The organism is Actinotalea sp. JY-7876 (assembly GCF_014042015.1).
Taxonomy (GTDB): domain Bacteria; phylum Actinomycetota; class Actinomycetes; order Actinomycetales; family Cellulomonadaceae; genus Actinotalea.
In genome coordinates this window covers 1,953,148-1,979,210 of record NZ_CP059493.1, presented here as the reverse complement: position 1 = coordinate 1,979,210, position 26,063 = coordinate 1,953,148, and the positions used below count along the sequence as shown (strand labels likewise).

The window sequence follows — 26,063 nt, the reverse complement described above, 5'->3', positions numbered from 1 at the left end:
GAAGCGGCGATATTCGCTCACCGCGTAGTCCGTTGGTCCCTTGTGCCCGAGCCGCGTCCCTCCGCGCGCTCCGGGGCCGGGGTCCCGGCCCCGGTTGCGCCTGCCGGGGCGTGTCGGGCCCAGCACCTAGGATCGGGGCGTGACCAGCACGGTGTCAGAGTCCAGCTACACCGCCCGCCACCTCTCGGTGCTCGAGGGGCTGGAGGCGGTCCGCAAGCGACCCGGCATGTACATCGGGACCACCGACTCGCGCGGCCTGATGCACTGCCTGTGGGAGATCATCGACAACTCGGTCGACGAGGCGCTGGGCGGTCACTGCGACCGGATCGACATCGTGCTCCACGCGGACTCCTCGGTCGAGGTGCGTGACAACGGCCGCGGCATCCCGGTCGACGTCGAGCCCAAGACGGGGCTCTCGGGCGTCGAGGTCGTCTTCACCAAGCTGCACGCCGGCGGCAAGTTCGGCGGCGGCTCGTACGCGGCGTCGGGCGGCCTGCACGGCGTCGGCGCGAGCGTGGTCAACGCCCTGTCCTCCCGGCTCGACGTCGAGGTGGACCGCGGCGGTCGCACGCACCGGATGACCTTCCACCGCGGCGAGCCCGGCCGGTTCGCGGACCCGGCCGCCGGCGCCGACCCGGACGCGCCGTTCACCCCGTTCGTGGACGCGTCCGAGCTCGCCGTCGTCGGCAAGGTCCCCCGCGCGCGGACGGGCACGCGCGTGCGCTACTGGGCCGACCGCCAGGTGTTCCCGCGCACGGCCGTGTTCTCGTACGACGAGCTCGTCTCGCGCGTGCGGCAGACGACGTTCCTCGTGCCGGGGCTGACGATCACGGTGCGCGACGAGCGCGGCCTGCCCGGGACGCCGGGCGCCGAGGGCCCGCACGAGGAGACCTTCGTCCACCACGGCGGGACCGTCGACTTCGTCGAGTTCCTGGCGCCCGACACGGCCGTGACGCAGACGTGGCACCTCGCCGGCACCGGCACCTTCACCGAGACGGTGCCCGTGCTCGACGGGCGCGGCCACCTGATGTCGCAGGAGGTCACGCGGGAGACCGAGGTCGACGTCGCGCTGCGGTGGGGGACCGGGTACGACACCGAGGTCCGCTCGTTCGTCAACATCATCGCGACGCCCAAGGGCGGCACGCACCTGGCCGGCTTCGAGCAGGCGCTGCTCAAGACGCTGCGCAAGCAGGTCGAGCTCAACGCCCGGCGGCTCAAGGTCTCCACGAAGGACTCGTCGGAGCGCATCGAGAAGGACGACGTCCTCGCCGGCCTCACCGCGGTCGTCACCGTCCGCCTGGCGGAGCCGCAGTTCGAGGGCCAGACCAAGGAGGTCCTGGGGACCGGACCGGTCCGTGCGATCGTCGCCAAGGTCGTGGAGACGGAGCTCACGGCCCTGCTGACGTCGAGCAAGCGCGACCTCAAGGGCCAGGCCAGCCTCGTGCTCGACAAGGTCGTCGCCGAGATGCGGGCCCGGCTCTCGGCGCGCAAGCAGAAGGAGATCTCGCGGCGCAAGAACGCCCTGGAGACCTCGGCCCTGCCCGCCAAGCTCGCGGACTGCCGCAGCGACGACGTCGAGCGCAGCGAGCTCTTCATCGTCGAGGGCGACAGCGCGCTCGGGACGGCCAAGCTCGCGCGCAGCTCGGACTTCCAGGCGCTCCTGCCGATCCGCGGCAAGATCCTCAACGTCCAGAAGGCCTCGATCTCGGACATGCTCAAGAACGCCGAGTGCGCCGCGATCATCCAGGTGCTCGGCGCGGGCTCGGGGCGCAGCTTCGACCTCGAGGCGGCGCGCTACGGCAAGATCGTGCTCATGACGGACGCCGACGTCGACGGCGCCCACATCCGGACCCTGCTGCTCACGCTGTTCTTCCGGTACATGCGTCCCCTGGTCGACGCCGGACGCGTGTACGCCGCGGTCCCGCCCCTGCACCGCATCGAGGTCATCGGCGCCGGCTCGCGCAAGAACGAGTACGTCTACACGTACTCCGAGGCCGAGCTGGCGACGACGCTGAAGAAGCTCGAGCGCTCCGGGCGCCGCTACAAGGAGGACATCCAGCGGTACAAGGGCCTGGGCGAGATGGACGCGGACCAGCTCGCGGAGACGACGATGGACCCCCGCCACCGGACCCTGCGCCGCGTCACGGCGCAGGACGCCGCGGCCGCGGAGACGGTCTTCGAGCTCCTCATGGGCTCGGAGGTCGGACCGCGCCGCGACTTCATCGTGGCCGGTGCGGCGCAGCTCGACCGCGCCCGCATCGACGCCTGAGCGCCGGCACGCTCTAGGGTCTCCCACGTGACAATGCTCGAGCCGATCGCCGTCCGCGCCGACCCGCCCGACGTCCTCGAGGTACCGCACGCGCACCTGGAGCTGTCGTGGCGTCCCCTGCAGGCCCGGGACGCGACGGCGCTGCACGCCCTGATCGAGGCCATCCAGGTGGCGGACGCGCGGCCCCAGCGCGAGTCCTACGAGGACGTCGTGGAGATGTTCGAGGGCGGCTGGAAGGACCTGGAGCGCGACACCCTGGGCGGCTTCGACACCCACGGCGTGATGCGCGCGTACGGCTTCGTGGAGGTGCTCCCGAGCGACGTGAGCACGGTGCGCGCGTTCCTGCGCGGCGGGGTGCACCCGCGGTGGCGGGGGCGCGGCCTCGGCCGGGCGCTCGTGGGCTGGCTCGAGGGCCGGGGTCGGCAGAAGCTGGCGGAGTCCGGCAAGGAGCTGCCCGCCCGCCTGGCGGTGTTCGTCGACGAGTCCGCCCGCGACCACCGGCGGCTGTGGGCCGCCGCGGGCTTCAGCCCGGTCCGCTGGTACACGGAGATGCGCCGCGACCTCGCCCAGCCGCTCCCGGACGCCCAGGTGCCCGCCGGCGTGCGCGTCGTCGGCTGGGAGCCGGAGCTCGACGACGCGGTGCGGCGCGCGCACAACGAGGCCTTCGCCGCCGACCACTGGGGCTCCGAGCCGCGGACGCCGGAGACGTGGCGGCACGGCCCGCACTTCGCGCCCACGTGGAGCTTCGTGGCGCTCGGCGACGGGGACGAGGTCCTGGGGTACCTGATCTCGGGCCGTTACGAGGACGACTGGGCCGCGGACGGGTACACCTCCGGCTACACGGAGCTGCTGGGCGTCCGCCGCGCGGCGCGCGGGACCGGTCTGGGCACGGCGCTCCTGGCGCGGGCGATGACGGCGTACCGGGCGGACGGCATGCAGTACGCGTGCCTAGGGGTCGACACCGCCAACCCGTCCGGCGCCCACGGCATGTACGAGCGTCTGGGCTACGAGGCCACCCACGGCGAGGTCCTGTACAGCGTCGAGCTCTGAGCCCTGCCGGGCCGGCGGTCCCGCGAGGCGCCGGCCCCGCGGTCAGCCGACGGCGTGCAGCGGGGCGGGCAGCGCGACGCCGCTGCCGTCGCGGCGCGGGTCGAGGGGCGGCAGCTCGAGGGCCTGACCGGCCGAGCCCGTCGCCCGGACGGGCGCCGGCCCGACCCAGGCGAGCAGGAGCGTGTCCTCGCCCCGCAGGAAGCGCTGCGCCCGCACGCCGCCGGTCGCGCGACCCTTGGCGGGGTACGCGTCGAACGGCGTGACCTTGGCGGCGCCGGGCTGCGTGCCCGCCAGCGCGCCGGAGGTCCCGGCGACCGTGACGACGACCGCCTCGGGCGTCCCCGCGGGGACCGCGCCGAAGAAGACCACGCGCTCGCCGGGCGCGAGCTTGATCCCCGTCATCCCGCCGGCCGGGCGGCCCTGCGGCCGCACCGCGGCCGCCCCGAAGTGCAGCAGCTGGGCGTCGCTCGTGACCAGCACGAGCTCGTCGTCGTCCCCGACCACGGTGGCGCCCACCACCTCGTCGCCGTCGCGCAGGCCGATGACGTCCCACGCGTCGCGGCTCGGCGCCTGCTCGCTCACCACGCGCTTGACGACGCCGCCCGCGGTGCCCAGCGCCAGCGTCGGGCTGTCCGCGTCGAGGCCGACCAGGGCGAGGACGCGCTCACCGGGCCCGAGCTCGAGCACCTCGCTGACGGGCACGCCGCCCGAGAGCGACGGGGGACCGTCCGTCGGCGGCATGCCGGGCAGGTCCAGCACCGGCAGGCGCAGCACGCGGCCCCGGTTCGTCACCGCCCCGATCTCGCCGCGCGTGGAGGTCAGCACCCGCGAGGCGACGACGTCGTGCGCGGCGCGGCGGCCCTCGCGCGCCGGCTCGGTCTCGTCGGCGGTACGGGCGAGGAGGCCCGTGCCGGAGAGCAGCGCCCAGCAGGGGGCGTCGGCGATCTCGAGCGGCGCGGTGCGGGCGGCGGGCGCTCCGACCACGCCGGACCCCCCGGCGTGCTCGAGCAGGATGGTGCGGCGCGGCGTGCCGAAGGTGGCGGCGACCTTCGCCATCTCGTCGCTCACCACGGTCCGCAGCAGCGCGTCGTCGGCGAGGATCGCCTCCAGCTCGGCGATCTCGCGACGCAGCTGCTCGGCCTCCTTCTCCAGCTCGATCCGCGAGAACCGCGTGAGCCGCCGCAGCCGCAGCTCGAGGATGTACTCGGACTGCTGCGTGGACAGGTCGAAGACGCTCATGAGGCGCTCGCGCGCGACCTCGGCGGTGTCCGACGCCCGGATCACCTGGATGACCTCGTCGATGTCGAGGATCGCGACGAGCAGGCCCTCGACGAGGTGCAGCCGCTCGAGGCGCCGCGCGAGCCGGTGCGCGGTGCGCCGCCGCACCACCGTGAGCCGGTGGCTGACCCAGACCTCGAGCATGTCCCGCAGGCCGAGGGTGCGCGGCTGGCCGTCGACCAGCGCGACGTTGTTGATGCCGAAGGAGTCCTCCATCGGCGTGTAGCGGTACAGGTGCTCGAGCACGGCCTCGGGGTCGAAGCCGCTCTTGACCTCGATGACGAGCCGGAGCCCGTGGGTGCGGTCGGTGAGGTCGGTGACCGCCGTGATGCCGCCCAGCTTCTTGGCCTGGACCGCCTCCTTGATCTTCTCGATCACCTTCTCGGGACCGACGAGGTAGGGGAGCTCGGTGACGACGATCCCCTTGCGGCGGGGCGTGACGTTCTCGATCCGCGCGGTCGCGCGCGTGCGGAAGGTGCCGCGCCCCGTGCGGTACGCCTCGCGCACGCCCTCGAGGCCGACGATCTTGCCGCCGGTCGGCAGGTCCGGCCCGGGGACGAACCGCATGAGGTCCTCGAGCGTCGCGTGGGGGTTCGCCACGAGGTGGCGCGCCGCGGCGACGACCTCGACGAGGTTGTGCGGCGCCATGTTGGTGGCCATGCCGACGGCGATCCCCGAGGCGCCGTTGACGAGGAGGTTCGGCAGCGCGGAGGGCAGGACCTCGGGCTGGGTCAGCTTGTTGTCGTAGTTGGGGCCGAAGTCGACGACGTCCTCGTCGAGGTCGGTCACCATCGCCATGGCGGCAGAGGCCAGGCGCGCCTCGGTGTAGCGCGGGGCCGCGGGGCCGTCGTCGAGGGAGCCGAAGTTGCCGTGGCCGTCGATGAGGGGCAGGCGCAGGGAGAACGGCTGGGCCATGCGGACCAGCGCGTCGTAGATCGCCGTGTCGCCGTGGGGGTGGAGCTTGCCCATGACCTCGCCCACCACGCGGGCGGACTTCACGTGGGCCCGGTCGGGGCGCAGGCCCATGTCGGCCATCTGGTAGAGGATGCGGCGCTGCACGGGCTTGAGGCCGTCGCGCGCGTCGGGCAGGGCCCGCGCGTAGATGACCGAGTACGCGTACTCGAGGAACGAGCCCTCCATCTCCGCCTGGACGTCGATCTCGACGATGTTCTCGGCGACGGGTCCGACAGGCGCGTCTGGGGTTCGGCGGGCCATCGGCGGCGGGGCTCCTCGGTTCGTGCGGGGCGGACGTCCCATTGTCGCTGCTGGCGCGCCGGTCCCGGTCCCGCGACGCGCCCGGCGGCTAGCCTGGGCCGGTGAGCGACGCGGCGGGCCCGGCTGGGAGCACGGCGCCGGGCTACCCCCGTCACTGGGAGGCCGACGTCGTCCTGCGTGACGGCAGCACCGCGCACGTGCGGCCCATCCGCACGCAGGACGCGGCTCGGCTGCAGGCCTTCCACGTGGCGCAGTCCGAGCGCTCGACGTACTTCCGCTTCTTCGCCCAGCTGGAGCGGCTGCCCGAGCGGGATCTCACCCGGTTCACGCAGGTCGACCACCACGACCGGGTCGCGCTCGTCGCGGTCACCGACGCGCCCGAGGACGAGGGCGGCGAGCGCATCATCGCCGTCGCCCGCTACGACCGGACCGGCCCGGCCGAGGCCGAGGTCGCCTTCAACGTCGCGGACGACCACCACGGCCGCGGGCTGGGTTCCGTGCTGCTGGAGCACCTCGCGGCGGCGGCGCGCGAACGGGGCATCCGGCGCTTCACGGCCGAGGTGCTGCCGCAGAACGGGCAGATGCTCGGTGTGTTCCGCGTCGCCGGCTACGTCGTGCGCCAGCACCTCGACGACGGCATCGTCACCGTGTCGTTCGACCTGGACCCCACCGAGCGCTCGCTCGCCGTCATGGCCGACCGCGAGCACCGGGCGGAGGCGCGCAGCGTCCGCGCCCTGCTCACCCCCGCGTCGGTGCTCGTCGTCACGGACGGCGGCCCGGGCACGCGCGCACCGGCCCTCGCCGTGGTCGCGCACCTGCGCGGCACCGGTGCGCCGGGCGACCCGCCCGCCGTGGGCGCGGGTGACGCCGACGGCGTCCTGCGCCCCGTCGTCCACGTGGTCGGACTGACGGCGGACGACGCCGCCGGCGCGCTGGTCCACGACGACGTCGCGACCGTGCCCGGCCGGGTCGACCTGCTCGTCCTGGCCGTCGCCGCCGAGCGCGCCGCCGACGTCGTGCGGCGCTGCGCACGGCTCGGGGCCCACGGCGTCGTCGTGCTGACGGGCGGGTTCGCCGAGACGGGACCCGACGGCCTCGCGCACCAGCGGGCGCTCGTGCGGGCGGCGCACGGCGCGGGGATGCGCGTGCTCGGCCCGGCGTCGTTCGGCTTCTTCCGCCACGGCGACGCGTCGGCGCGCCCGGGTGCGTCCGGTGACGGCGCCGGGGGCGGCGACCCCGCGCCCACGGTCAACGCCTCGCTCACCCCGGCGCTGCCGCAGCCGGGGAGCCTGGCGCTGTTCTGCCAGTCCGCGCCGCTGGCGGTCGGGCTGCTCGCCTCGGCGCGACGCCGCGGCCTCGGCCTGTCGACCTTCGTCTCCTCGGGCAACCGCGCCGACGTGTCCGGCAACGACCTGATGCAGTTCTGGACCCAGGACGACGCGACGCAGGTGGTCGGGCTCTACCTCGAGTCGATCGGGAACCCCCGCAAGTTCGCCCGCGTCGCCCGCCGGCTCGCCTCCGGCAAGCCGCTCGTCGTGCTGACCGCCGGGCGCTCCGGGCACGTCGTGCCCGCCGGCCACGCGCTGCGCACCACGCGCGTGCCGCGGCGCGCGCTCGACGAGGTGCTGCGCCAGTCCGGCGTCGTGCGCGTCGAGAGCCAGCACGCGCTGCTCGACGCGGCGCAGCTCTTCGCGCACCAGCCGCTGCCCCGCGGCCGCCGGGTGGCCGTGCTCACCGGGTCCGAGCCCATGGCCGCCCTCGTCGCGGAGGCGGCGTCCTCGGCCGGCCTGACGGTGGTGGACCGGCGCGCCATCCTCTCGGCGGGGGAGACGGAGGAGGAGCTGCGGCTCCTCGACGCCACGCTGAGCGAGGTCTACGCCGACCCCGGGACCGACGTCGTGGTCGTCGTCCACGTCCCCACCCTCGGCGCGCCGGACCCCCGTGTCGCGGCCGCGGTCGCGCGAGCCGCCGCGGGCTCGGGCCGCACGACCGTCGCGTGCGTGCTCGGTCTCAGCGGCATCACGCCCGCGCTGACGGCCACCGACGCCGAGGGCCGGACCTGGTCGGTCCCCGCGTACGCGGCGCCCGAGGACGGCGTCGCCGCGCTCGCCGCCGCCGTCCGCTACGCCGCGTGGCGCGCGCGGGACCACGGCCACCCGCTGGACCCGCCGGGCGTGGACCGCTCCGCCGCGCGTCGCCTGGTCGCCGACGCCCTCGCGGGGGCCCGCACAGAGCCGGGCCGGCCCGTCGACGAGGACGAGGACGCCGCGGTGGTCCTCGACCCGGACCGCACGAGCGAGCTCCTGGGGCACTACGGGGTCACGCTGTGGCGGACCGAGCGGGTGGCGGACGCCGACGAGGCCGTCGCCGCCGCCGAGCGCCTCGGGTGGCCGGTGGTGCTCAAGAGCACGGCCCCGCACCTGCGGCACCGGATCGACCTCGGCGGGGTCCGGCTCGGGCTCACGGGCCCCGACGCGCTGCGCGAGGCGTTCGACCAGATGCGGACCGGGCTGGGTCCCCTCGCCGCCGGCAGCCCCTTCGAGGTGCAGCGGATGGCACGCAGCGGCGCCGCGTGCGTGATCCGCTCGTCCGAGGACCCGCGCTTCGGCCCCGTCGTCTCGTTCGGCCTCGCGGGTGACGCGGTCGACCTGCTCGGCGACCTGTCGCACGCCGTCGCGCCGCTGACCGATGTCGACGTGGAGGAGATGGTGCGCAGCGTGCGCGCCGCGCCGCGGCTCTTCGGCTACCGCGGGCTCCCGGCGCTCGACGTCGCGGCGCTCGTGGACGTGCTCGGGCGGGTCGCCGTGCTCGCGGACGACCTGCCGGAGGTCCGCAGCGTCGAGCTGCACCCCGTGCTGGTGTCCCAGGACGGCGCGGCCGTGCTCGCGGCCCGCGTCGAGGTCGGCCGGGCCGGCCGCGCCGACGCCGGGCGCCGCGCCCTGCCGCAGTAGGCGCCCGGCCGCCCGGGGAGGAGCACCACCGGGGTCCCGATCGGTGGAAGGATGGGCAGATGCCCGGAGCCATGACCGACCTTCGCCGCAGCCTGCACCACGCGGGCTACTACCCGGAGCTCGTGGGCGACGTCCTGGACGTCGCGCTCGCGGGCGAGCCGGTCGTCGGGCACCTCGTCCATCCGGAGACCACCTTCGACTCGACCGAGGTGCGCCGCCACGTCACGGTCCTCGTGCTGACCCCGACCCGGCTGGTCCTCGCGCACGTCGACGACCACCCCGCCGACTCGGAGCACCCGTCGGCGAGCGCGTCGGCGACCACGGAGTCCGTCCCGCTGGCCCACCTGCACACGGTCGCGCTGACCCACGTGGTGCCGGTGCCCGAGAAGCACCGCGCGGGCGCCGTGCCCGCCGAGCTCACCCTCGCGCTCGGGTGGGGAGCGGTCCGGCGGATCGACCTCGAGCCCGCGACGTGCGGCGACCCGTCGTGCGACGCCGACCACGGGCTCACCGGCACCAGCTCCCCGGACGACGTCGTCGTGCGGGTCTCGGCGCAGGCCGAGGGCGCCGAGGCCGTCCGGGCCGCCGTGGACTTCGCCCGAGCCCTGTCCGCCGCCAGCGCGGGGGCCCGGTGACCACCACCGACGTCGTGGCCGGTGCCTTCGCCGCGGCCGGCTTCGTCAGTCCCGACTACGGCGGCTGGTGCCTGGACGCCGTCCTGCCCGGCGCGGCGGCGGCGCTCGCCCGTCCGCTCGGGCTGGACCTCGACCGCCTGCCCGACGGCGCCGCGGAGGCGCAGGCGCGCCTCGACCTGCCGGACGCGTCGCGGGTCTGCGTCGTGCTCGTCGACGGCCTCGGCCACGAGATGCTCACCGAGCGCGCCGGTCATGCGCCGTTCCTGCGCTCGCACCTCGCAGGGGCGCGCACCCTGACCTCGGGCTACCCGTCGACGACCGCGGCCTCGATGGGCCTGTTCGGCACCGGGTGCGCCCCCGGCCGCACGGGGCTGATCGGCTACACCGTGCGCAACCCCGAGACCGGAGGGCTCGCCAACCTGATCTCGTGGGAGGGCGCCGGGGAGGCGACCTCCTGGCAGCGTGAGGAGACCGTCTTCGAGCGGCTCGCGGCGGCGGGCGCCCCCGTGAGCTTCGTCGGCCCGGCCAACTTCGCCGGCTCCGGCCTGACGGAGGCGGCCCTGCGCGGGGCGAGCTTCGTGCGCGCCGAGCGCCTCGAGGACCGCGTGGACGCCGCGCTGTACGAGCTGTCCGCGCCCGGCCTGGTGTACCTGTACTGGCGCGACGTCGACAAGGCGGGCCACCAGTTCGGCTGGCGGTCGCCGGAGTGGGGCGACGCGCTGGCCGAGGTCGACCGCGAGCTCGCGCGCCTGGCGCGCTCCCTCCCGGCCGGGACGCTGCTGCTGGTCACCGCGGACCACGGGATGGTCGACGTCGACCACGGCCTGCTCGTGGACGTCGCCACGACGCCCGCGCTCGCGCGCGACGTCGTCCTGGTGGCGGGGGAGCCGCGCGCGAGCCACGTGCACGTGCGCCCCGGGACCGCGCCCGACGTCGCGGCGCGGTGGCGCCAGGTCCTCGGCGACCGCGCGCTCGTGGCGCTGCACGACGACGCGGTGGCCGCCGGGTGGTTCGGGCCCGTGGCCGAGCACGTCGACGCGCTCGTGGGCGACGTGGTGGTCGCCGCGCGGGGTCGGGCCGGTGTCGTCGACTCGCGGACCCAGACGCCGCACTCGCTCACCCTCAAGGGCATGCACGGCTCGCTCACGCCGGGCGAGATGCTGGTGCCGCTGATCGTGACCGGCTGAGAGGGACCCATGGCGGAGCTCGTCTTCTTCAGCGGGACGATGGACTGCGGGAAGTCCACGCTCGCGCTCCAGCTCGACCACAACCACGCGGCCCGCGGGCGCGGCGGCGTCATCTTCACGCGTGACGACCGCGCGGGCACCGACGTGCTCTCCTCGCGCCTGGGGCTGCGGCACAGCGCCGTGGAGGTGCGCGACGACACCGACTTCTGGGACGAGGTCGTGGTGCGGCGCAGCCGCGGGGAGCGCGTCGACTACCTCGTGTGCGACGAGGCCCAGTTCTACTCGCCGCGCCAGGTCGAGCAGCTCGCGCAGCTGGTCGACGAGCTGGGCGTGGACGTCTACGCGTTCGGCATCACGGCGGACTTCCGGACCCGGCTCTTCCCCGGCGCGGCGCGGCTCATCGAGCTCGCGGACCGGGTCGAGGTGCTCCAGGTGCAGTCGCTGTGCTGGTGCGGGGCCCGGGCGACCCACAACGCGCGCATCGTGGACGGCGTCATGGTCGTCGAGGGCGAGCAGGTCGTCGTCGGCGACACGGGGCCCGGTGGCCGGCAGGCGCACGTCGCGTACGAGGTGCTGTGCCGCCGGCACCACATGCGCCGGATGACGAGCGTCGCGGCGCGCGCGACGGCGCAGGTCCCCGACACGCTCCCGTTCTGAGCCGGCCGCCCTACTCGGGCTTGGCGCCGAAGACGATCTCGTCCCAGCTCGGCACGCTCGCGCGGCCCCGGCGCGAGCGCCGGGCCAGCGGCGGGGGGACGTCGGCCTCTCCGGCCGGGGGCGTCGGCGCGTCGGGCGCGGCGACCGCGGGGGTGGACGCGTCGTCCGCCACGGGCCGGCGGCGCGCCGACGGCGGCAGCTCGAGCACCGTCGCGTCCGTCGCGAGATCGGGTCGCGAGGCCGGCGGGTGGGCCGCGGGGACCGGGCCCGGTGTCGTCGACCCGGGGCGCTCGAAGTCGAACGCGTGCTGCGGCCCGAAGCCCTCGAAGTCCTCGCCGTCGTCCTCCGGGTCGTCGGTGTGCGCGTCCGACGGCTCGTCGAGGGGCTGACGCACGCCGCGGCGCCCCGACAGGTCGTCGAGCAGCAGGTGTGTCGGGTCCGGCGCGTGCGGTGCCGCGGCGGCGGGCTGGTCGACGGACGCGAGCAGCGGGCGCAGCGCGTCGTCGACCTCGACGTCGAAGACCTCACCGGGAACCGCCGAGAGGTGACGGCGGGGGATCGGGCCTTGCGCCAGCTCGGTCTCGCTCAGCCAGCGCGCCTCGTCGTCCACGGCGCGCAGGACGCGCGCCGACGGCTCGAAGGTCCACCGCGCGGACCGCGACGTGCCGGCGACGTCGAACGCGACCTCGACGGTCCACGGGCCGGCGCTGCCGCCGCGGAACGCGTCCCAGCGGATCGACGAGCCGGCGACCCCGCGCGTGGCGAGGCGGTCGGTGACCAGGTCTCCCAGGACCGGTGCGCCGGGGTCGTGGCCGATGCGCGTGCCGCGTGCCTGCGTGGCGACGAACTCGCGCTCGGCGAGCACCGGACCCTCGTACCGGCGCACGGCCGGCAGCGGCATGCCCGAGTCCTCGGCCAGCTCCTCGGCCGTGGCACCGGCGCGGATGCGCGCCTGGATCTCCCGCGGGGGCAGCGTGCCGCTCTGCTCGGCCCGCACCTGCTCGAGCTGGGGCCGGTCCCGGCGCACCGCCGCCCGCAGCGCGTCGTCGATGGGCAGGCTGAAGCGCTGACCGTCCACTCCCTCGAGGACGACGTGCTCGCCGTCCTCGTGCAGCCCTACCAGTCGCAGCTCGCTCATGGCACCTCCTGCCACGAGGGTGCCACCTGCCGGCCGCCCGGCCGGGGAGGCGGACCGGTGTGCCGCCGGACCGGGCGTGGTGCGGCGGGCGCGCCTGCGGCGGCAGGATGGGTCGATGAGCGCCGCACAGCCACCGTCCCCTCCGACCCGTGGCGCCGCCCCGCACCCCGACGGGCCCGACGTCGTCGGCCTGGGCCGCCTCGCCGAGCGCCTCGCCCGGGAGGCGGGCGCGCTGGTGCGCGACGGCCGGCCGCGGCAGGTGGATGTCGCCGGCACCAAGTCGAGCCTCGCCGACGTGGTCACCGCCATGGACCTCGCGTCCGAGGCGCTGCTGCGCCGGATCCTCGCCACGGAGCGCCCCGACGACGGCGTGCTCGGCGAGGAGGAGGGGCACGTCGGCGGGACCACGGGGGTGACGTGGGTCCTGGACCCGATCGACGGCACGGTGAACTACCTCTACGGGATCCCGGCGTACGCGGTGAGCGTCGCCGCCGTGACGGGCCCGCCCGAGCCCGGCCGGTGGACGGTCCAGGCCGCGTGCGTGCACGCCGTGGCGGACGGGCGGACGTGGACCGCGGTGCGCGGCGGGGGCGCGTTCCTCGACGGCGTGCCGCTGCGCGTCAACGGCCCCGTCCCGCTCGCGCAGAGCCTCGTCGGGACGGGCTTCGGCTACACCGTGGAGCGGCGCCGCGTCCAGGCGCGCGTCATCGCCGACGTGCTGCCCCGCGTGCGGGACATCCGCCGGATCGGCTCGGCGGCGATGGACCTGTGCACCCTCGCGGGCGGCGGCCTGGACGCGTACTTCGAGCGAGGGCTGGCGCCCTGGGACCTCGCGGCGGCGTCGCTGGTCGCCGAGGAGGCCGGGGCGCTCGTCACCGGCCTGCGGGGGGCGCCGGCGTCGACCGCCATGACGGTCGCGGGCCCACCCGAGACGGTGGGCGCGCTGGTCGCGCTGCTCGAGGGTCTGGACGCGGACACCGACGACGCCTGACCCCTCGCGACCCGGATCGCGCGCTCCTCGCACCTCCGGTTGCCCGAGTTGTGCGGGTTGGCTACGGTCCCGCGGGGGGCCATGTGCGCGGCCTGCCGTGAGTGGGGCACAATCCCCAGGCCGACCAGCCCTCGGGAACATTCGGGCCGTGTCGTGCATTGATTACGTACCGGCGACCGCGCGACCGCGCGGCGCGAGAACGACACGGAGTGTGTGACGCCTGATGGCAACCGACTACGACGCCCCTCGCAAGACCGAGGAAGACCTCTCCGAGGACTCGCTGCAGGAACTGCAGGCGCGTCGCTCCGACAAGAACTCCGGGGTGGTCGACGAGGACGAGACGGAAGCGGCCGAAGGGTTCGAGCTCCCGGGCGCGGACCTGTCGGGCGAGGAGCTCTCCGTCCGCGTCCTGCCGCGGCAGGCCGACGAGTTCACCTGCGGCAGCTGCTTCCTGGTGCACCACCGCAGCCAGCTGGCCGGCGACAAGAACGGTCAGCCGATCTGCTCGGAGTGCGCCGCCTGACCTGAGCGACGGGCCGCGTCCAGCGCGGCCACGAGGGCCTGGGGCCGGCGGGTGGAGACCACCCACGCCGGCGTCGGGTCCTGCGGGTCGTCGACGACGACCACCACGGCCCCGGGGATCCACGCGCGCAGGCACACGTAGGTGCGCGCGTCGGACCCGGGGCCGAGCTGCGCGCGGACCCCGTCGCGGTCGAGCACGCGGGCCGCCCCCAGGAGGGCGACGGGGATGTGCGCCCGCCCGGCCCGCAGCTCGCCGCCCGCGACCTCGACGGGCGCGCTGGTGCGCACGGCCGCCGCGATCGCGACCAGGAGCGAGACGACGCCCCCGACCAGCGCGACGTCCCCGCGCACGGGCAGCAGGGCGATGACCATGAGGACGGCGAAGCCGATCACGAAGCACCACCCCAGCGGCCCGGGCCAGAGCCGTTCACGGTGGAGCACGTCGGTCGAGTGGGGCGCCATGCCTCCATGGTCTCAGCCCGCGGGACGTGGGGCGGCACTAGGCTCGGGCGTCGTGGACAACCGCCCTCACCCCGTCGAGGTCCTGCTCGTCATGCTCGACGACGGGCTCCCGGAGCCCACGTACGCCCACCCCGGGGACGCGGGCGCCGACCTCGTGGCGCGCGTCGACGTCGACCTCGCGCCGCTCGCCCGCGCGACGGTCCCCACGGGCGTGAGCATCGCGCTGCCGGACGGCTGGGCCGCGTTCGTCCACCCGCGCTCCGGCCTGGCGCGCGACCACGGCGTGACGGTGGTCAACGCGCCCGGGACGGTGGACGCGGGCTACCGCGGCGAGATCCAGGTGACGCTGCTCAACACCGACCCGACGACGGCGGTCCACCTGCGGCGCGGGGACCGCATCGCGCAGCTCGTGGTCCAGCGCGTCGGGCGGGCGCGCTTCGTGCGCGCCGAGCGCCTGCCGGGGTCGCACCGCGGGGCCGGCGGCTTCGGGTCCACGGGCGGCGGACCCGCCGGACCTGCCGGGGCCGCCACGCCGGGCGCGGACGGCGCCGACGGGTAGGAGGCGCCGCCCGAGGCGTCTAGTGTCGTGGTGAGTGCGTGTCCAGGTTCCAGGAGGCAGCAGGCGTGGGTGTGTTCGGACGAGGCAAGCGGTCGACGGAGTCGTCGGCGGAGCCCTCGGCGCAGGCCGCCGAGGCGGACGTGGTGCCCGGTGACGTCCCCGCCCGGGAGCGTGGCCCCTGGGACTCGGGCGAGGTCCCCGAGCGCGGCCGCCGGATCGACCTCGGCGCCCTGTGGCTGCCCGGGCGCGAGGGCATGGAGCTCCGGATGGAGATCGAGAAGTCGTCGAAGATCGTGAGCGCCGCGGCCGTGTCGCTCCACGGCTCCGCGCTCCAGCTCCAGGTGTTCGCCGCGCCGCGCACCGAGGGCGTGTGGGACGACATCCGCGCGGAGATCGCCGAGTCCGTCGTCAAGCAGGGCGGATCCGCCGACGACGTGCCGGGCCCCTTCGGTCGCGAGCTCCTCGCGCGCCTGCCCGTGCGCACGCCCGAGGGGCGCACGGGCCACCGGCCCGCGCGCTTCATCGGCCACGACGGCCCGCGCTGGTTCCTGCGCGGCGTCATCACCGGCCGGGCGGCCGTGGAGCCGGCGGAGGCCGAGGAGCTCGAGGCCGTCTTCGCCGACGTCGTCGTGGTCCGCGGCCCCGAGCCGCGCGTGCCGCGCGACCTGCTGCCCCTGACGATGCCCGGTCAGCGGCCGGTGGCCGCGGTCGTCCCGCCGGGCGCCGCTCCCGCCCCGACGCTCGACCCCCTCACGCGCGGCCCCGAGATCACCGAGGTGCACTGATGGCGCTCAAGGCGCTGCTGCACGGCATGGTCGCGTCGCAGGCGCAGCTCGAGGCCGACGAGGAGCAGCGCGAGACGCGCCGGCAGGGGTGCGCCTCCGTGGCGGAGCTCCAGGACCGCCGCCGGGCCGTGGTCTCGGGTGTCATCCGCTCGGTCACGCTGCGCCCGCGCACGACGGTGCCCGCGCTCGAGGCCGAGCTCTACGACGGCAGCGGCAGCCTGACGCTCGTCTGGCTGGGGCGGCGCAGCATCCACGGGATCGACCCCGGCCGACGGCTGCGCGCCGAGGGCCTGGTGTGCGCGCAGTCCGGGCGGCCGACGATGTTCAACCCGCGCTACGAGCTCGCGCCGAGGCCCGGTGAGTAGTCCGGCGGGCGAGCCCGAGTCCCCGCAGGCGGAGCGGGCCCGCTCCGGCGTCGCCCCGGGACGGGGCGTCACCGCCCTGGCCGCCGACGAGTTCTCGTTCGCCGACGCGGTCGGCGGCTGGCGCGGGGTCGTCGAGTCGGGTGCGCCGGGTCTGCTGTTCGTGGTGGTCTTCGTCGCGACCCGCGAGCTCGTGCCCGCCCTCGTCGTCGCGCTGGGTCTCGCCCTGCTCGCGGTCGTCGTGCGGCTCGCGCAGCGCACGCCGGCCACCCAGGCCTTCTCGGGCGTGCTCGGGGTCGCCATCGGCGTGGTCTGGGCCTGGCGTACGGGCGAGGCGCAGGACTACTTCGCGTGGGGCCTGTGGGTCAACGTCGCCTGGTGCGTGGGCGCGGTCGTCTCCGTCCTGGCGCGCTGGCCGGCGGTCGGCGTCGTCGTCAGCCTCCTGCGCGGACAGGACATGTCCTGGCGGGTCGACGCGGGCGCCGCGGCGCTGCGGCGGCGCTACGTCCTGGCCACGTGGCTCTGGGCCGTCCTCTTCGGCGCACGCCTGGCCGTGCAGCTGCCGCTCTACCTGCAGGGCGCCGACGCCGTGGGCTGGCTGGGTACCGCCCGGCTGGTCATGGGCGTGCCGCTGTTCGCGCTCGGCCTGTGGCTCACGTGGCTGCTGGTCGGCTCACCACGAGGTCGTGCAGAGCAGCCGGATCGGCCTGCGACCCCGCCACGATGAGGAGCTCGTCGCGCGCCTCGAGCGTGTCGTCGGGGCTCGGGGCGATCGGCGTCGTGCCGCGCACCACGGCCGCCAGGACCGTGTCGGGCGGCCAGACCACCTGACCCACGCGCGTGCCCACCAGGGGCGAGTCCTCCGGCAGGGTCACCTCGAGGATGTCGGCACCCGACTGGTGGAAGGTGAAGATCTTGACGAGGTCGCCGACGGCGACGGCCTCCTCGACCATCGCGGTCATGATCCGCGGCGTGGAGACGGCGACGTCCACGCCCCACGCCTCGTCGAACATCCACTCGTTCTTCGGGTTGTTGACGCGCGCGACCGTGCGGGGCACCCCGTACTCGGTCTTCGCGAGGAGCGAGACCACGAGATTGACCTTGTCGTCGCCGGTCGCCGCGACGATGACGTCGCACTCGTCGGCCTTCGCCTGGGTCAGGGTGGACAGCTCGCACGCGTCGGCGAGCAGCCACTCCGCCTCGGCGACCGAGGCGACGCGCATCGCGGACGGCTGCTTGTCGATGATCGTGACCTCGTGCTCCGCGGCGATCAGCTCGGTCGCGATGGACCGCCCGACCGATCCGGCTCCGGCGATGACGACGCGCATCAGTCCACCTCCGGGGGGACGCGGGTGAGGATCCGCTCGACCTTGGCCAGGTCGGTCGCCATGACCAGGACGTGCACGACGTCGTTCTCCTGCAGGACCGAGGTCGGCCCCGGCAGCACCCCGTCGCCGTAGCGGGTCAGGTAGGCGACGCGGGCGCCGGTCGCGGCCTCGAGCCGGCGGAGCGGCTGGCCGACCCACCCCGGGTGCACGTCCATCTGGGCCATGATCACCTGGCCCGACGCGTCGCGGTACTCGTCGGTGGCACCCATGGGGAGCATGCGCCGCAGCACCTGGTCCGCCGTCCAGCGGACCGTCGCGACCGTCGGGATGCCGAGGCGCTGGTAGATCTCGGCGCGGTGGGGGTCGTAGATCCGGGCGACCACGTTGCCCACGCCGTAGGTCTCGCGCACGACGCGCGCCGCCAGGATGTTGGAGTTGTCGCCGTCGGAGACGGCGGCGAAGGCGTACGCCTCCTCCACGCCCGCCTGGACCAGCGTCTGCCGGTCGAAGCCGAGTCCGGTGACGCGCTTGCCGGAGAAGCTCTGCTCCAGCCGGCGGAACGCGTCGGGGTTCTGGTCGATCACGGCGACGGAGTGCCCGCGACCCTCCAGCGACTGGGCGAGCGTGGCGCCGACGCGGCCGCAGCCCATGATGACGAAGTGCACAGATGGTGACGGTATACCTCCGGCGCCGCGACGGCGCCCGACGCCCGTGGGCGGCCCCTGCGGCCCTAGGATGGTGGATCGTGTCGGACATCGCGGATGCGGCGAAACGTCTGCTGCTGGGCCGGCCGGTCCGCAGCGACCGGCTCGGCCACACGCTCCTGCCGAAGCGCATCGCCCTGCCGGTCTTCGCCTCGGACGCCCTGTCCTCCGTCGCGTACGCCCCGGACGAGATCCTGCTGACCCTCGCGATCGCGGGTCTCGGCGCGACGCTCGTCTCGCCCTGGGTGGGCGTGGCGGTCGCCGTGGTCCTCGGAGTCGTCGTCGCGTCGTACCGGCAGAACGTCCACGCGTACCCGTCGGGGGGCGGCGACTACGAGGTCGCGACCGTCAACCTCGGCCCGCGGGCGGGCGTCTCCGTCGCGAGCGCCCTGCTCGTGGACTACGTGCTGACCGTGGCGGTGTCGATCTCCTCGGGCGCCCAGTACGCCGCGTCGGCGATCCCGGCCCTGCGCGGGCACGAGGTGCCGGTCGCCGTCGGCGTGGTGCTGCTCCTGGCCCTGGCCAACCTGCGCGGGGTCAAGGAGTCCGGCCGGGCGTTCGCGGTCCCCACCTACCTGTTCATGGCGGCGCTCGGGACGCTCGCGATCGTCGGCGCCGTCAAGGCGGCGACCGGGACGCTGCCGCTCGCGGAGACGGCCTCGCTCGAGGTGCTGCCGGAGGCCGGGTACGAGGCCGGCCTCGTCGGGCTGGGCGGCGCGCTGCTCGTGCTGCGCGCGTTCGCGTCCGGCAGCGCCGCCCTCACCGGGGTCGAGGCCATCAGCAACGGCGTGCCGGCCTTCACCAAGCCCAAGAGCCGCAACGCCGCCACCACGCTGCTCCTGCTGGGCGCGCTGTCGACGACGTTCATCATGTCGATCCTGCTGCTGGCCCAGGCCACGCACGTCCACTACGTCGAGTTCCCCGCGGAGCAGCTGCTCCGCGACGGCGTCCCCGTCGGCGAGGACTACGTGCAGCACCCGGTGATCGTGCAGCTGTCGGAGACGATCTTCGCCGGGGCGCCGTGGCTCGTCGTGTTCGTGGCCGTCGTGACGGGGCTGATCCTCGTGCTCGCCGCCAACACGGCGTTCAACGGCTTCCCGGTGCTCGGGTCCATCCTGGCGCGGGACGGCTTCCTGCCGCGCCAGCTGCACACGCGCGGCGACCGGCTCGCCTTCTCCAACGGCATCCTCACGCTGGCCGCCGGGGCGATCGTCCTCATCTGGGCGTTCGACGCCCAGGTCACCCGGCTGATCCAGCTCTACATCGTCGGCGTCTTCGTCTCGTTCACGCTCAGCCAGCTCGGCATGGTGCGGCACTGGAACCGCGAGCTCCGCACCGAGCCGGAGGCCCGGGCCCGGGCGCACATGCGCCGGTCCCGCGCGATCAACGCCGTCGGCCTCGGCCTGACGGGCACGGTCCTGGTGGTCGTGCTCGTCACCAAGTTCACGCGGGGCGCGTGGATCGCGATCCTCGCGATGGCCGTCGTCTTCGTCCTCATGCAGGGCATCCGGCGCCACTACGACTCGGTGCAGCGCGAGCTCGCGCTGGGCGACGACGAGGCCGCGGCGCGTGCGCTGCCGAGCCGGGTCCATGCGATCGTGCTGGTCTCGCGGCTCCACAAGCCGACCATGCGGGCGATCGCGTACGCGCGGGCGTCGCGCCCGTCCGTGCTGGAGGCCGTGACCGTCAGCGTGGAGCCGCAGGACGTGGCGACGCTGCGCGAGGAGTGGGAGCGGCTCGGCCTGCCCGTGGCGCTCAAGGTCCTCGACTCGCCGTTCCGCGAGATCACCCGGCCGATCCTCGGCTACGTCAAGTCCATCCGGCGCGAGAGTCCTCGCGACCTGGTCGTCGTCTACATCCCCGAGTACGTCGTCGGGCACTGGTGGGAGCACCTCTTGCACAATCAGAGCGCACTGCGCCTCAAGGGCCGGCTGCTGTTCACGCCGGGCGTCGTCGTGGCCTCCGTGCCGTGGCAGCTGGAGTCGTCCGTGCAGGTCGCGCAGCAGGGGACCACGCCGTGACCGGGCCGCAGCGGCGTCCCGGCCGCACGCCCCGCCCCCGGCCGTCCCGTGCCGCGCGCCCCCCGCGCGGGCCCGGCGAGCACGACGGCGAGCACGTCGTCCTCGAGGTCGGCCCCGTCGCGCACGGCGGCATCTGCGTCGCGCGCCACGAGGGCCGGGTGGTGTTCGTCAGCCACAGCCTGCCGGGGGAGACGGTGCGGGCCGTGGTGACGGACGGCCGCGAGGGGGCGACGTTCTGGCGCGCGGACGCCGTGGAGGTGCTCGAGGCGAGCCCGGACCGCGTCCCGGTGACGTGGGAGCAGGCCGGCCCCGGCGGCGTCGGCGGCGCGGACCTCGCGCACGTCGCGCTGCCCGCGCAGCGGCGGTGGAAGGCGGCCGTCGTCGCCGAGCAGCTGCGCCGCCTCGCGCACCTCGAGCGCGACGTCGTCGTCGAGCCGGCACCGGGCGACGACGACGCGGGCGGCTGGGGATGGCGCACGCGCGTCGAGCTGGTCGTCGACGGCCAGGGCCGCGCCGGCATGCACCGGCCCCGCACGCACGAGGTCGTGCCGCTGACGGACATGCCGCTCGCGGTCGACGAGATCCGAGGGCTTGGCCTGTTCGAGCGCCGGTGGCCCGCCGGGGCGCGGATCACCGCCGTCGCGCCCGTGGGCGGCGACGCGCCGCTCGTCGTGGTCGACGGCGAGCCGTGGACCGAGAAGGGCGCCGACCGGCGGCCCAACGCCCGCACCGCGGTGCGCGAGCGCGCGCAGGTCGCCGGGCGGACCTACACGTGGCGGGTCGCGGGTGACGGCTTCTGGCAGGTCCACCGCGCGGCGCCCACCGTGCTCGCGGAGGCGGTCGTCCGCGCCGTGGGGGAGCGTCCCGGCGCCACCGTCGTGGACCTGTACTCCGGTGCCGGCCTGCTCACGCTGCCCCTCGCGGACCTGGTCGGCGACGCCGGACGCGTCGTCGCGGTCGAGGGCGACGAGCGCGCGGTCAAGGATGCGCGCCGCAACGTCCACGAGCACCCCCAGGTCGAGCTGCACCACGGGCCGGTGGCCGGCGTGCTGGCCTCCGGTGCCGTCGCGCGCGCCGACGTGGTGGTGCTGGACCCGCCGCGCGTCGGCGCGGGGCGCGACGTGGTGGCCGCGATCGCGGCCCTGGAGCCCGAGCGCATCGTCTACGTGGCGTGCGACCCCGCGGCGCTGGCCCGCGACGTCGCGTACCTCGCGGGACACGGCTACGCGCTCGGCGACCTGCGCGCGTTCGACCTGTTCCCGATGACCCACCACGTCGAGTGCGTGGCGGTCCTGGACCGCTCGCCGCTCGATGCCCCGCCGTCGGCAGGGTAAGATATCTTGACGTCGAGATATCTCGGCGGAGCGGCTGCGAGATAGCCTGCCCGCAGAGGTCTGCGGACGTCCGCGGCGGGTCCCACGACCCGCCGCAACCCCTGCCGGCGATCGCCGTCCCGCGGGGGACGAACCACGAAGGAGCAGCCGTGAGCAGCGTCGACACGTTCGGGTCGAAGGGCACCCTGGAGGTCGGGGGAGCCTCGTACGAGATCTACCGGCTGGCCGCCGTGCCGGGCCTGGAGCGCCTCCCGTACAGCCTCAAGATCCTCGCCGAGAACCTGCTGCGCACCGAGGACGGCGCCAACATCACCGCCGACCACGTGCGCGCGGTCGCGGCCTGGGAGCCGTCCGCCGAGCCGAGCACCGAGATCCAGTTCACGCCCGGCCGCGTCGTGATGCAGGACTTCACCGGGGTGCCGTGCGTCGTGGACCTCGCCACCATGCGCGAGGCGGTCGCCGACCTCGGTGGCGACCCCGCCCGCATCAACCCGCTCGCCCCCGCCGAGCTCGTCATCGACCACTCGGTCCAGATCGACGTCGCCGGCCGCCGCGACGCGTTCGAGCGCAACGTGGAGCTCGAGTACCAGCGCAACTTCGAGCGCTACCAGTTCCTGCGCTGGGGCCAGACGGCCTTCGACGACTTCAAGGTCGTCCCGCCCGGCACCGGCATCGTCCACCAGGTCAACATCGAGTACCTGGCGCGCGTCGTGATGACGCGTGAGGTCGGCGGCGTCCTGCGCGCCTACCCCGACACGTGCGTCGGCACCGACTCCCACACGACGATGGTCAACGGCCTGGGCGTGCTCGGCTGGGGCGTCGGCGGCATCGAGGCCGAGGCGGCGATGCTCGGTCAGCCGGTCTCGATGCTCATCCCGCGCGTCGTCGGCTTCAAGCTCTCGGGCGCCATCCCCTCGGGCGTCACCGCGACGGACGTCGTCCTGACGATCACCCAGCAGCTGCGTCAGCACGGCGTCGTGGGCAAGTTCGTCGAGTTCTACGGCGACGGCGTCGCGCAGGTGCCGCTGGCCAACCGCGCCACGATCGGCAACATGAGCCCCGAGTTCGGCTCGACCTGCGCGATCTTCCCGATCGACGGCGTGACGATGGACTACCTGCGCCTCACCGGCCGGTCGGACGACCAGGTGGCGCTCGTCGAGGCGTACGCCAAGGAGCAGGGCCTCTGGCACGACCCGTCGTCGCCGCAGTACGTGGAGCCGGTCTTCTCCGAGTACCTCGAGCTGGACCTGTCCACGGTCGTCCCGTCGATCGCCGGGCCGAAGCGCCCGCAGGACCGCATCGAGCTGACCGACGCGAAGGAGTCCTTCGCCACGAGCATCCTCGACTACGTCGACGACGCCGAGGCGGCGCCCTTCACCGGCCTGGACGAGTCGGTCGACGAGACGTTCCCGGCCTCGGACCCCATCGCGGCCGGCGAGCACACCGACGCCTCCGACGCCCCGGCGCAGGTGCCGAACGGTGACAGCGCGCGGCGCCCGCACAGGAAGGTGTCGCTCACGCTCGCGGACGGCACGGCGACCGAGCTCGACCACGGTCACGTGGTCATCGCCTCGATCACGTCGTGCACCAACACCTCGAACCCGTCGGTGATGCTCGCCGCCGCGCTGCTGGCGAAGAACGCCGTCGCCAAGGGCCTGACCGCCAAGCCGTGGGTGAAGACCTCGATGGCGCCGGGCTCGAAGGTCGTCACGGACTACTACGAGAAGGCCGGCCTGTGGCCGTACCTCGAGAAGCTCGGGTTCCACCTGGTCGGCTACGGCTGCGCGACCTGCATCGGCAACTCGGGCCCGCTGCCCGAGGAGGTCTCGGCGGTCGTCAACGAGCACGACCTGTCCGTCGTCTCGGTTCTGTCCGGCAACCGGAACTTCGAGGGCCGCATCAACCCCGACGTGAAGATGAACTACCTCGCGTCGCCGCCGCTGGTGATCGCCTACGCGCTGGCCGGCACGATGGACTTCGACTTCGAGAACGAGCCGCTGGGCACCACGGAGGCGGGGGAGCAGGTCTTCCTGCGCGACATCTGGCCCGCGCCGGACGAGGTGCAGGCGACGATCGACTCGTCGATCGACCGCGCGATGTTCACGGCCGACTACGCCGACGTGTTCGCGGGCGACGAGCGGTGGCGCTCGCTGCCGACGCCCGAGGGCAGCACGTTCGAGTGGGACGCGGAGTCGACCTACGTCCGCAAGCCCCCGTACTTCGACGGCATGGCCGCGACGCCGGAGCCGGTGACGGACATCTCCGGGGCCCGCGTGCTCGCCAAGCTCGGCGACTCCGTGACGACCGACCACATCAGCCCCGCCGGTGCGATCAAGGCGGACAGCCCGGCCGGTCGCTACCTCGCCGAGCACGGGGTCGAGCGTCGTGACTTCAACTCCTACGGCTCGCGCCGCGGGAACCACGAGGTCATGATCCGCGGCACCTTCGCCAACATCCGGCTCCGCAACCAGCTGGTGCCGGGCGTCGAGGGCGGCTTCACGGTCAACCACCTGACCGGCGAGCAGACGACGATCTACGACGCCGCCCAGGCCTACGCCGAGGCCGGCGTCCCGCTCGTCATCCTCGGCGGCAAGGAGTACGGCTCCGGCTCGTCGCGGGACTGGGCGGCCAAGGGCACGAGCCTGCTCGGCGTCCGGGCCGTGATCGCCGAGAGCTTCGAGCGGATCCACCGCTCGAACCTCATCGGCATGGGCGTGCTGCCGCTCCAGTTCCCGGCGGGCGAGACGGCCGACTCCCTCGGCCTCGACGGCACGGAGACCTTCGACATCGCGGGCGTCACGGCGCTCAACGAGGGCACGACGCCGAGCACCCTCACGGTGCGGGCCACCAAGGCGGACGGGACGGTGACCGAGATCGAGGCGGTCGTGCGGATCGACACCCCCGGCGAGGCGGACTACTACCGCAACGGCGGCATCCTGCAGTACGTCCTCCGCTCGCTCGTGGGCGCGTGACGCCCGCCTGAGGGCCGCAGGACGCTCGACCCGGGCCGTCGCCACCGCTGGTGGCGGCGGCCCGCGTCGTCCCGGGGTGTCCGCTCGCGGTCGCGCGTGCCGTGTGGCAGTCTCCTCGTCGCGCGACCGGCAGGAGCCGGCGCGGCACCCGGCGAAGGAGGACCAGTGGCAGGCTCGGCAACCCAGATCATCGAGGTGGCGCTTCCGCCGGAGCAGGCGGAGGCAGCGGTCTACCAGGCCTTCGTGCAGGCCGGGCTCGAGGGCGTTGCCGGGGGCGGCGGCATCATGAACGGCACCGTCGGGGTGAGCTGGGCGAGCTGGGGCGAGAAGATCCGCGCCACGATCGGTCACGGGACGCACGGCTCGGTCGTGCACCTGCACAGCGAGAGCGCGCTGCCCACCACGCTGATCGACTTCGGCAAGAACAAGAAGAACCTCGCGAAGGTCGTCGCGGCGATCCGGGATCACGCGCCGGTGGTCTGAGGGACCACGGAAGCGGCCCTGGGCGGGGCCGGCCGGTGTGCCTAGGCTCGGGGGGTGTCCACGACCGACGCCGACCTGGCACGGTGGCGACTGGTGACCCAGCGCCTCGCCGCCCCGCACGCCGCGTCCGCGACCGGCGTCGTCGCAGGGCTGCTCGCCGTGCAGGCGGAGAACCCCGCGCAGGCGGCCTGGGGCGTGGCGTCGCGGACCGTCGCGCGTGAGGCCACCGACCTGGCGGGACTGCTCGACAGCGGCGCGGTGATCCGCACCCACGTCCTGCGCCCCACGTGGCACTTCGTGTCCGCGGCCGACGTGGGCTGGCTCGTCGCGCTCACCGCGCCCGCGATCCGGCCGCTGTTCACGCGGCAGCTCGCGGACGAGGGCTGGTCGCCCGGGCGGACGGACCGAGCGCTCGCCGACGTCGTCGACGTCCTCGGTGCCGCACCCCACAGCACCCGCGAGCAGGTGGCCACGGCGCTCGCCCACCGGGGGGTGCCGATCTCGGGACGCGCGCTGATGCTGCTCATGGGGCTCGCGGAGACCGACCGCCTGGTGTGCAGCGGGCGTCCCGCCGACGGGCGTCACACCTACGCGCGGTTCGAGGACCGGGTGCCACCGACGGCGCCCCGCGAGCGCGACGAGGCGCTCGGCGAGCTCGCGTGGCGGTACTTCGCGGGCCATGGCCCCGCGACCGAGCGTGACCTCGCGTACTGGGCGACGGTCACCGTCACGCAGGTGCGGCGGGGGATCGGTGTGGTGCGGGACCGGCTGGAGTCGTTCGTCCACGAGGGGCGCACGTACTGGCACGCGCCGGGCGGCGCCGCACCGACGTCGCCGCCCCGTCCCGACGGGCACCTGCTGCAGATCTTCGACGAGACCTACCGCGGCTACCAGGACACCCGCAGGCTCCTCGACACCGCGGGTCGCGTGCCGCGCGGGCGCGAGGCCAGCACCGGTATGGCCCTGGTCGACGGCCAGATGGTGGGCTGGATGCGGCGGACGACCGGGGCGCGGGTCCGGTTCGAGGTCGACCCGTTCGCGCCCCTCGCGCCGTCCGCGCACCGGGCGCTGGCGGCCGGCGCCGCCCGGTACGGGGCGTTCCTTGGCCTTGACCACGAGCTGGTGGTCAAGGCGGCGGCCGGCGCCCCGGGATAGGACGC

The 26,063-nt window shown here is 74.8% G+C and carries 22 protein-coding genes; 17 read left to right on the top strand and 5 right to left on the bottom strand.

The annotated features are described in order from the left end of the window. Nucleotides 1-139 precede the first annotated feature (139 nt). Complete coding sequence (locus H2O74_RS09235; protein WP_182111320.1) at nucleotides 140-2,269, top strand: type IIA DNA topoisomerase subunit B; 2,130 nt, start codon at nucleotides 140-142, stop codon at nucleotides 2,267-2,269. A 33-nt stretch (nucleotides 2,270-2,302) separates the two neighbouring features. Continuing rightward, nucleotides 2,303-3,319: a GNAT family N-acetyltransferase gene (locus H2O74_RS09230; RefSeq protein ID WP_182114180.1), complete on the top strand. Its 1,017-nt coding sequence runs from the start codon at nucleotides 2,303-2,305 to the stop codon at nucleotides 3,317-3,319. Between the two features lie 42 nt (nucleotides 3,320-3,361). On the opposite strand, the gene H2O74_RS09225 is transcribed toward H2O74_RS09230, so the two are convergent. Continuing rightward, nucleotides 3,362-5,812: a DNA topoisomerase (ATP-hydrolyzing) subunit A gene (locus tag H2O74_RS09225; RefSeq protein ID WP_182111319.1), complete on the bottom strand. Its 2,451-nt coding sequence runs from the start codon at nucleotides 5,810-5,812 to the stop codon at nucleotides 3,362-3,364. A gap of 101 nt (nucleotides 5,813-5,913) precedes the next feature. Between H2O74_RS09225 and H2O74_RS09220 the strand changes: the two genes are divergently transcribed. Genes H2O74_RS09220 through H2O74_RS09205 form a run of 4 tightly spaced genes read left to right on the top strand, consistent with a single transcriptional unit; the run spans nucleotide 5,914 to nucleotide 11,242 of the window. Beyond that, nucleotides 5,914-8,763: a GNAT family N-acetyltransferase gene (locus H2O74_RS09220; protein WP_182111318.1), complete on the top strand. Its 2,850-nt coding sequence runs from the start codon at nucleotides 5,914-5,916 to the stop codon at nucleotides 8,761-8,763. 59 nt (nucleotides 8,764-8,822) lie between these two features. Then, nucleotides 8,823-9,398: a DUF5998 family protein gene (locus H2O74_RS09215; protein ID WP_182111317.1), complete on the top strand. Its 576-nt coding sequence runs from the start codon at nucleotides 8,823-8,825 to the stop codon at nucleotides 9,396-9,398. Then, the gene (locus H2O74_RS09210) at nucleotides 9,395-10,585 is read left to right on the top strand and encodes an alkaline phosphatase family protein (protein ID WP_255491530.1); all 1,191 of its coding nucleotides are present in this window, start codon (nucleotides 9,395-9,397) and stop codon (nucleotides 10,583-10,585) included. Before H2O74_RS09215 ends, H2O74_RS09210 begins: the two co-directional genes overlap by 4 nt. A gap of 9 nt (nucleotides 10,586-10,594) precedes the next feature. After that, nucleotides 10,595-11,242: a thymidine kinase gene (locus tag H2O74_RS09205; protein WP_182111316.1), complete on the top strand. Its 648-nt coding sequence runs from the start codon at nucleotides 10,595-10,597 to the stop codon at nucleotides 11,240-11,242. A 10-nt stretch (nucleotides 11,243-11,252) separates the two neighbouring features. Here H2O74_RS09205 and sepH read toward each other — a convergent pair whose 3' ends face one another. Continuing rightward, nucleotides 11,253-12,380, bottom strand: coding sequence for a septation protein SepH (gene sepH / locus H2O74_RS09200; protein ID WP_182111315.1), 1,128 nt, complete (start codon nucleotides 12,378-12,380; stop codon nucleotides 11,253-11,255). A 115-nt stretch (nucleotides 12,381-12,495) separates the two neighbouring features. Between sepH and H2O74_RS09195 the strand changes: the two genes are divergently transcribed. Further along, the gene (locus H2O74_RS09195) at nucleotides 12,496-13,371 is read left to right on the top strand and encodes an inositol monophosphatase family protein (protein ID WP_182111314.1); all 876 of its coding nucleotides are present in this window, start codon (nucleotides 12,496-12,498) and stop codon (nucleotides 13,369-13,371) included. Nucleotides 13,372-13,594: 223 nt separating this feature from the next. Next, entirely contained in the window at nucleotides 13,595-13,894 is a 300-nt protein-coding gene (locus H2O74_RS09190) for a DUF4193 domain-containing protein (RefSeq protein ID WP_182111313.1), read from the top strand. Here the strand turns inward: H2O74_RS09190 and H2O74_RS09185 are convergent. Next, the gene (locus tag H2O74_RS09185) at nucleotides 13,864-14,355 is read right to left on the bottom strand and encodes a DUF3093 domain-containing protein (RefSeq protein ID WP_182111312.1); all 492 of its coding nucleotides are present in this window, start codon (nucleotides 14,353-14,355) and stop codon (nucleotides 13,864-13,866) included. The two genes, H2O74_RS09190 and H2O74_RS09185, sit on opposite strands and share 31 nt — an antisense overlap. 52 nt (nucleotides 14,356-14,407) lie before the next feature. On the opposite strand from H2O74_RS09185, the gene dut reads away from it, so the two are divergent. From dut to H2O74_RS09165, 4 genes are read left to right on the top strand one after another with little or no spacing between them, the layout of a single operon-like run. Continuing rightward, nucleotides 14,408-14,914 carry a dUTP diphosphatase gene (gene dut / locus H2O74_RS09180; protein ID WP_255491529.1) on the top strand — a complete coding sequence of 169 codons (507 nt, stop codon included), beginning with the start codon at nucleotides 14,408-14,410 and terminating at the stop codon, nucleotides 14,912-14,914. A 38-nt stretch (nucleotides 14,915-14,952) separates the two neighbouring features. Continuing rightward, nucleotides 14,953-15,699, top strand: a complete 747-nt coding sequence (locus H2O74_RS09175; RefSeq protein ID WP_255491528.1) for a DUF3710 domain-containing protein — start codon at nucleotides 14,953-14,955, stop codon at nucleotides 15,697-15,699. Then, complete coding sequence (locus tag H2O74_RS09170; RefSeq protein WP_182111310.1) at nucleotides 15,699-16,064, top strand: OB-fold nucleic acid binding domain-containing protein; 366 nt, start codon at nucleotides 15,699-15,701, stop codon at nucleotides 16,062-16,064. The genes H2O74_RS09175 and H2O74_RS09170 overlap by 1 nt, the downstream gene beginning before the upstream one ends. Then, on the top strand, nucleotides 16,057-16,788 hold the full coding sequence (locus H2O74_RS09165) for a DUF3159 domain-containing protein (protein ID WP_182111309.1): 732 nt from the start codon (nucleotides 16,057-16,059) through the stop codon (nucleotides 16,786-16,788). Before H2O74_RS09170 ends, H2O74_RS09165 begins: the two co-directional genes overlap by 8 nt. Here H2O74_RS09165 and H2O74_RS09160 read toward each other — a convergent pair. Together H2O74_RS09160 and H2O74_RS09155 are read right to left on the bottom strand one after the other, a co-directional pair. Beyond that, on the bottom strand, nucleotides 16,715-17,389 hold the full coding sequence (locus tag H2O74_RS09160; protein ID WP_182111308.1) for a TrkA family potassium uptake protein: 675 nt from the start codon (nucleotides 17,387-17,389) through the stop codon (nucleotides 16,715-16,717). The two genes, H2O74_RS09165 and H2O74_RS09160, sit on opposite strands and share 74 nt — an antisense overlap. Further along, nucleotides 17,389-18,039 carry a TrkA family potassium uptake protein gene (locus H2O74_RS09155; RefSeq protein WP_223148091.1) on the bottom strand — a complete coding sequence of 217 codons (651 nt, stop codon included), beginning with the start codon at nucleotides 18,037-18,039 and terminating at the stop codon, nucleotides 17,389-17,391. The genes H2O74_RS09160 and H2O74_RS09155 overlap by 1 nt, the downstream gene beginning before the upstream one ends. Before the next feature lie 95 nt (nucleotides 18,040-18,134). Between H2O74_RS09155 and H2O74_RS09150 the strand changes: the two genes are divergently transcribed. From H2O74_RS09150 to H2O74_RS09130, 5 genes are all read left to right on the top strand, one after another. Beyond that, nucleotides 18,135-20,114 (top strand): APC family permease, encoded by a 1,980-nt coding sequence (locus H2O74_RS09150; RefSeq protein ID WP_182111306.1) that lies wholly within the window; start codon nucleotides 18,135-18,137, stop codon nucleotides 20,112-20,114. Then, nucleotides 20,111-21,448: a methyltransferase gene (locus H2O74_RS09145; protein ID WP_182111305.1), complete on the top strand. Its 1,338-nt coding sequence runs from the start codon at nucleotides 20,111-20,113 to the stop codon at nucleotides 21,446-21,448. The genes H2O74_RS09150 and H2O74_RS09145 overlap by 4 nt, the downstream gene beginning before the upstream one ends. A 149-nt stretch (nucleotides 21,449-21,597) precedes the next feature. Next, nucleotides 21,598-24,420 carry an aconitate hydratase gene (locus tag H2O74_RS09140; RefSeq protein WP_182111304.1) on the top strand — a complete coding sequence of 941 codons (2,823 nt, stop codon included), beginning with the start codon at nucleotides 21,598-21,600 and terminating at the stop codon, nucleotides 24,418-24,420. Nucleotides 24,421-24,585: 165 nt separating this feature from the next. Next, nucleotides 24,586-24,903, top strand: coding sequence for a hypothetical protein (locus H2O74_RS09135; RefSeq protein WP_182111303.1), 318 nt, complete (start codon nucleotides 24,586-24,588; stop codon nucleotides 24,901-24,903). Nucleotides 24,904-24,957: 54 nt separating this feature from the next. Beyond that, nucleotides 24,958-26,058: a winged helix DNA-binding domain-containing protein gene (locus tag H2O74_RS09130; RefSeq protein ID WP_182111302.1), complete on the top strand. Its 1,101-nt coding sequence runs from the start codon at nucleotides 24,958-24,960 to the stop codon at nucleotides 26,056-26,058. Nucleotides 26,059-26,063: the final 5 nt, after the last annotated feature.

Bases quoted from the DNA above. Each gene is read 5' to 3' on its own strand.
- H2O74_RS09230 (WP_182114180.1), top strand. From the start codon at position 2,303: ATGCTCGAGCCGATCGCCGTCCGCGCCGACCCGCCCGACGTCCTCGAG.
- H2O74_RS09225 (WP_182111319.1), bottom strand. From the start codon at position 5,812: ATGGCCCGCCGAACCCCAGACGCGCCTGTCGGACCCGTCGCCGAGAAC.
- H2O74_RS09215 (WP_182111317.1), top strand. From the start codon at position 8,823: ATGCCCGGAGCCATGACCGACCTTCGCCGCAGCCTGCACCACGCGGGC.
- H2O74_RS09205 (WP_182111316.1), top strand. From the start codon at position 10,595: ATGGCGGAGCTCGTCTTCTTCAGCGGGACGATGGACTGCGGGAAGTCC.
- sepH (WP_182111315.1), bottom strand. From the start codon at position 12,380: ATGAGCGAGCTGCGACTGGTAGGGCTGCACGAGGACGGCGAGCACGTC.
- H2O74_RS09195 (WP_182111314.1), top strand. From the start codon at position 12,496: ATGAGCGCCGCACAGCCACCGTCCCCTCCGACCCGTGGCGCCGCCCCG.
- H2O74_RS09190 (WP_182111313.1), top strand. From the start codon at position 13,595: ATGGCAACCGACTACGACGCCCCTCGCAAGACCGAGGAAGACCTCTCC.
- H2O74_RS09185 (WP_182111312.1), bottom strand. From the start codon at position 14,355: ATGGCGCCCCACTCGACCGACGTGCTCCACCGTGAACGGCTCTGGCCC.
- H2O74_RS09170 (WP_182111310.1), top strand. From the start codon at position 15,699: ATGGCGCTCAAGGCGCTGCTGCACGGCATGGTCGCGTCGCAGGCGCAG.
- H2O74_RS09160 (WP_182111308.1), bottom strand. From the start codon at position 17,389: ATGCGCGTCGTCATCGCCGGAGCCGGATCGGTCGGGCGGTCCATCGCG.
- H2O74_RS09155 (WP_223148091.1), bottom strand. From the start codon at position 18,039: ATGGGCTGCGGCCGCGTCGGCGCCACGCTCGCCCAGTCGCTGGAGGGT.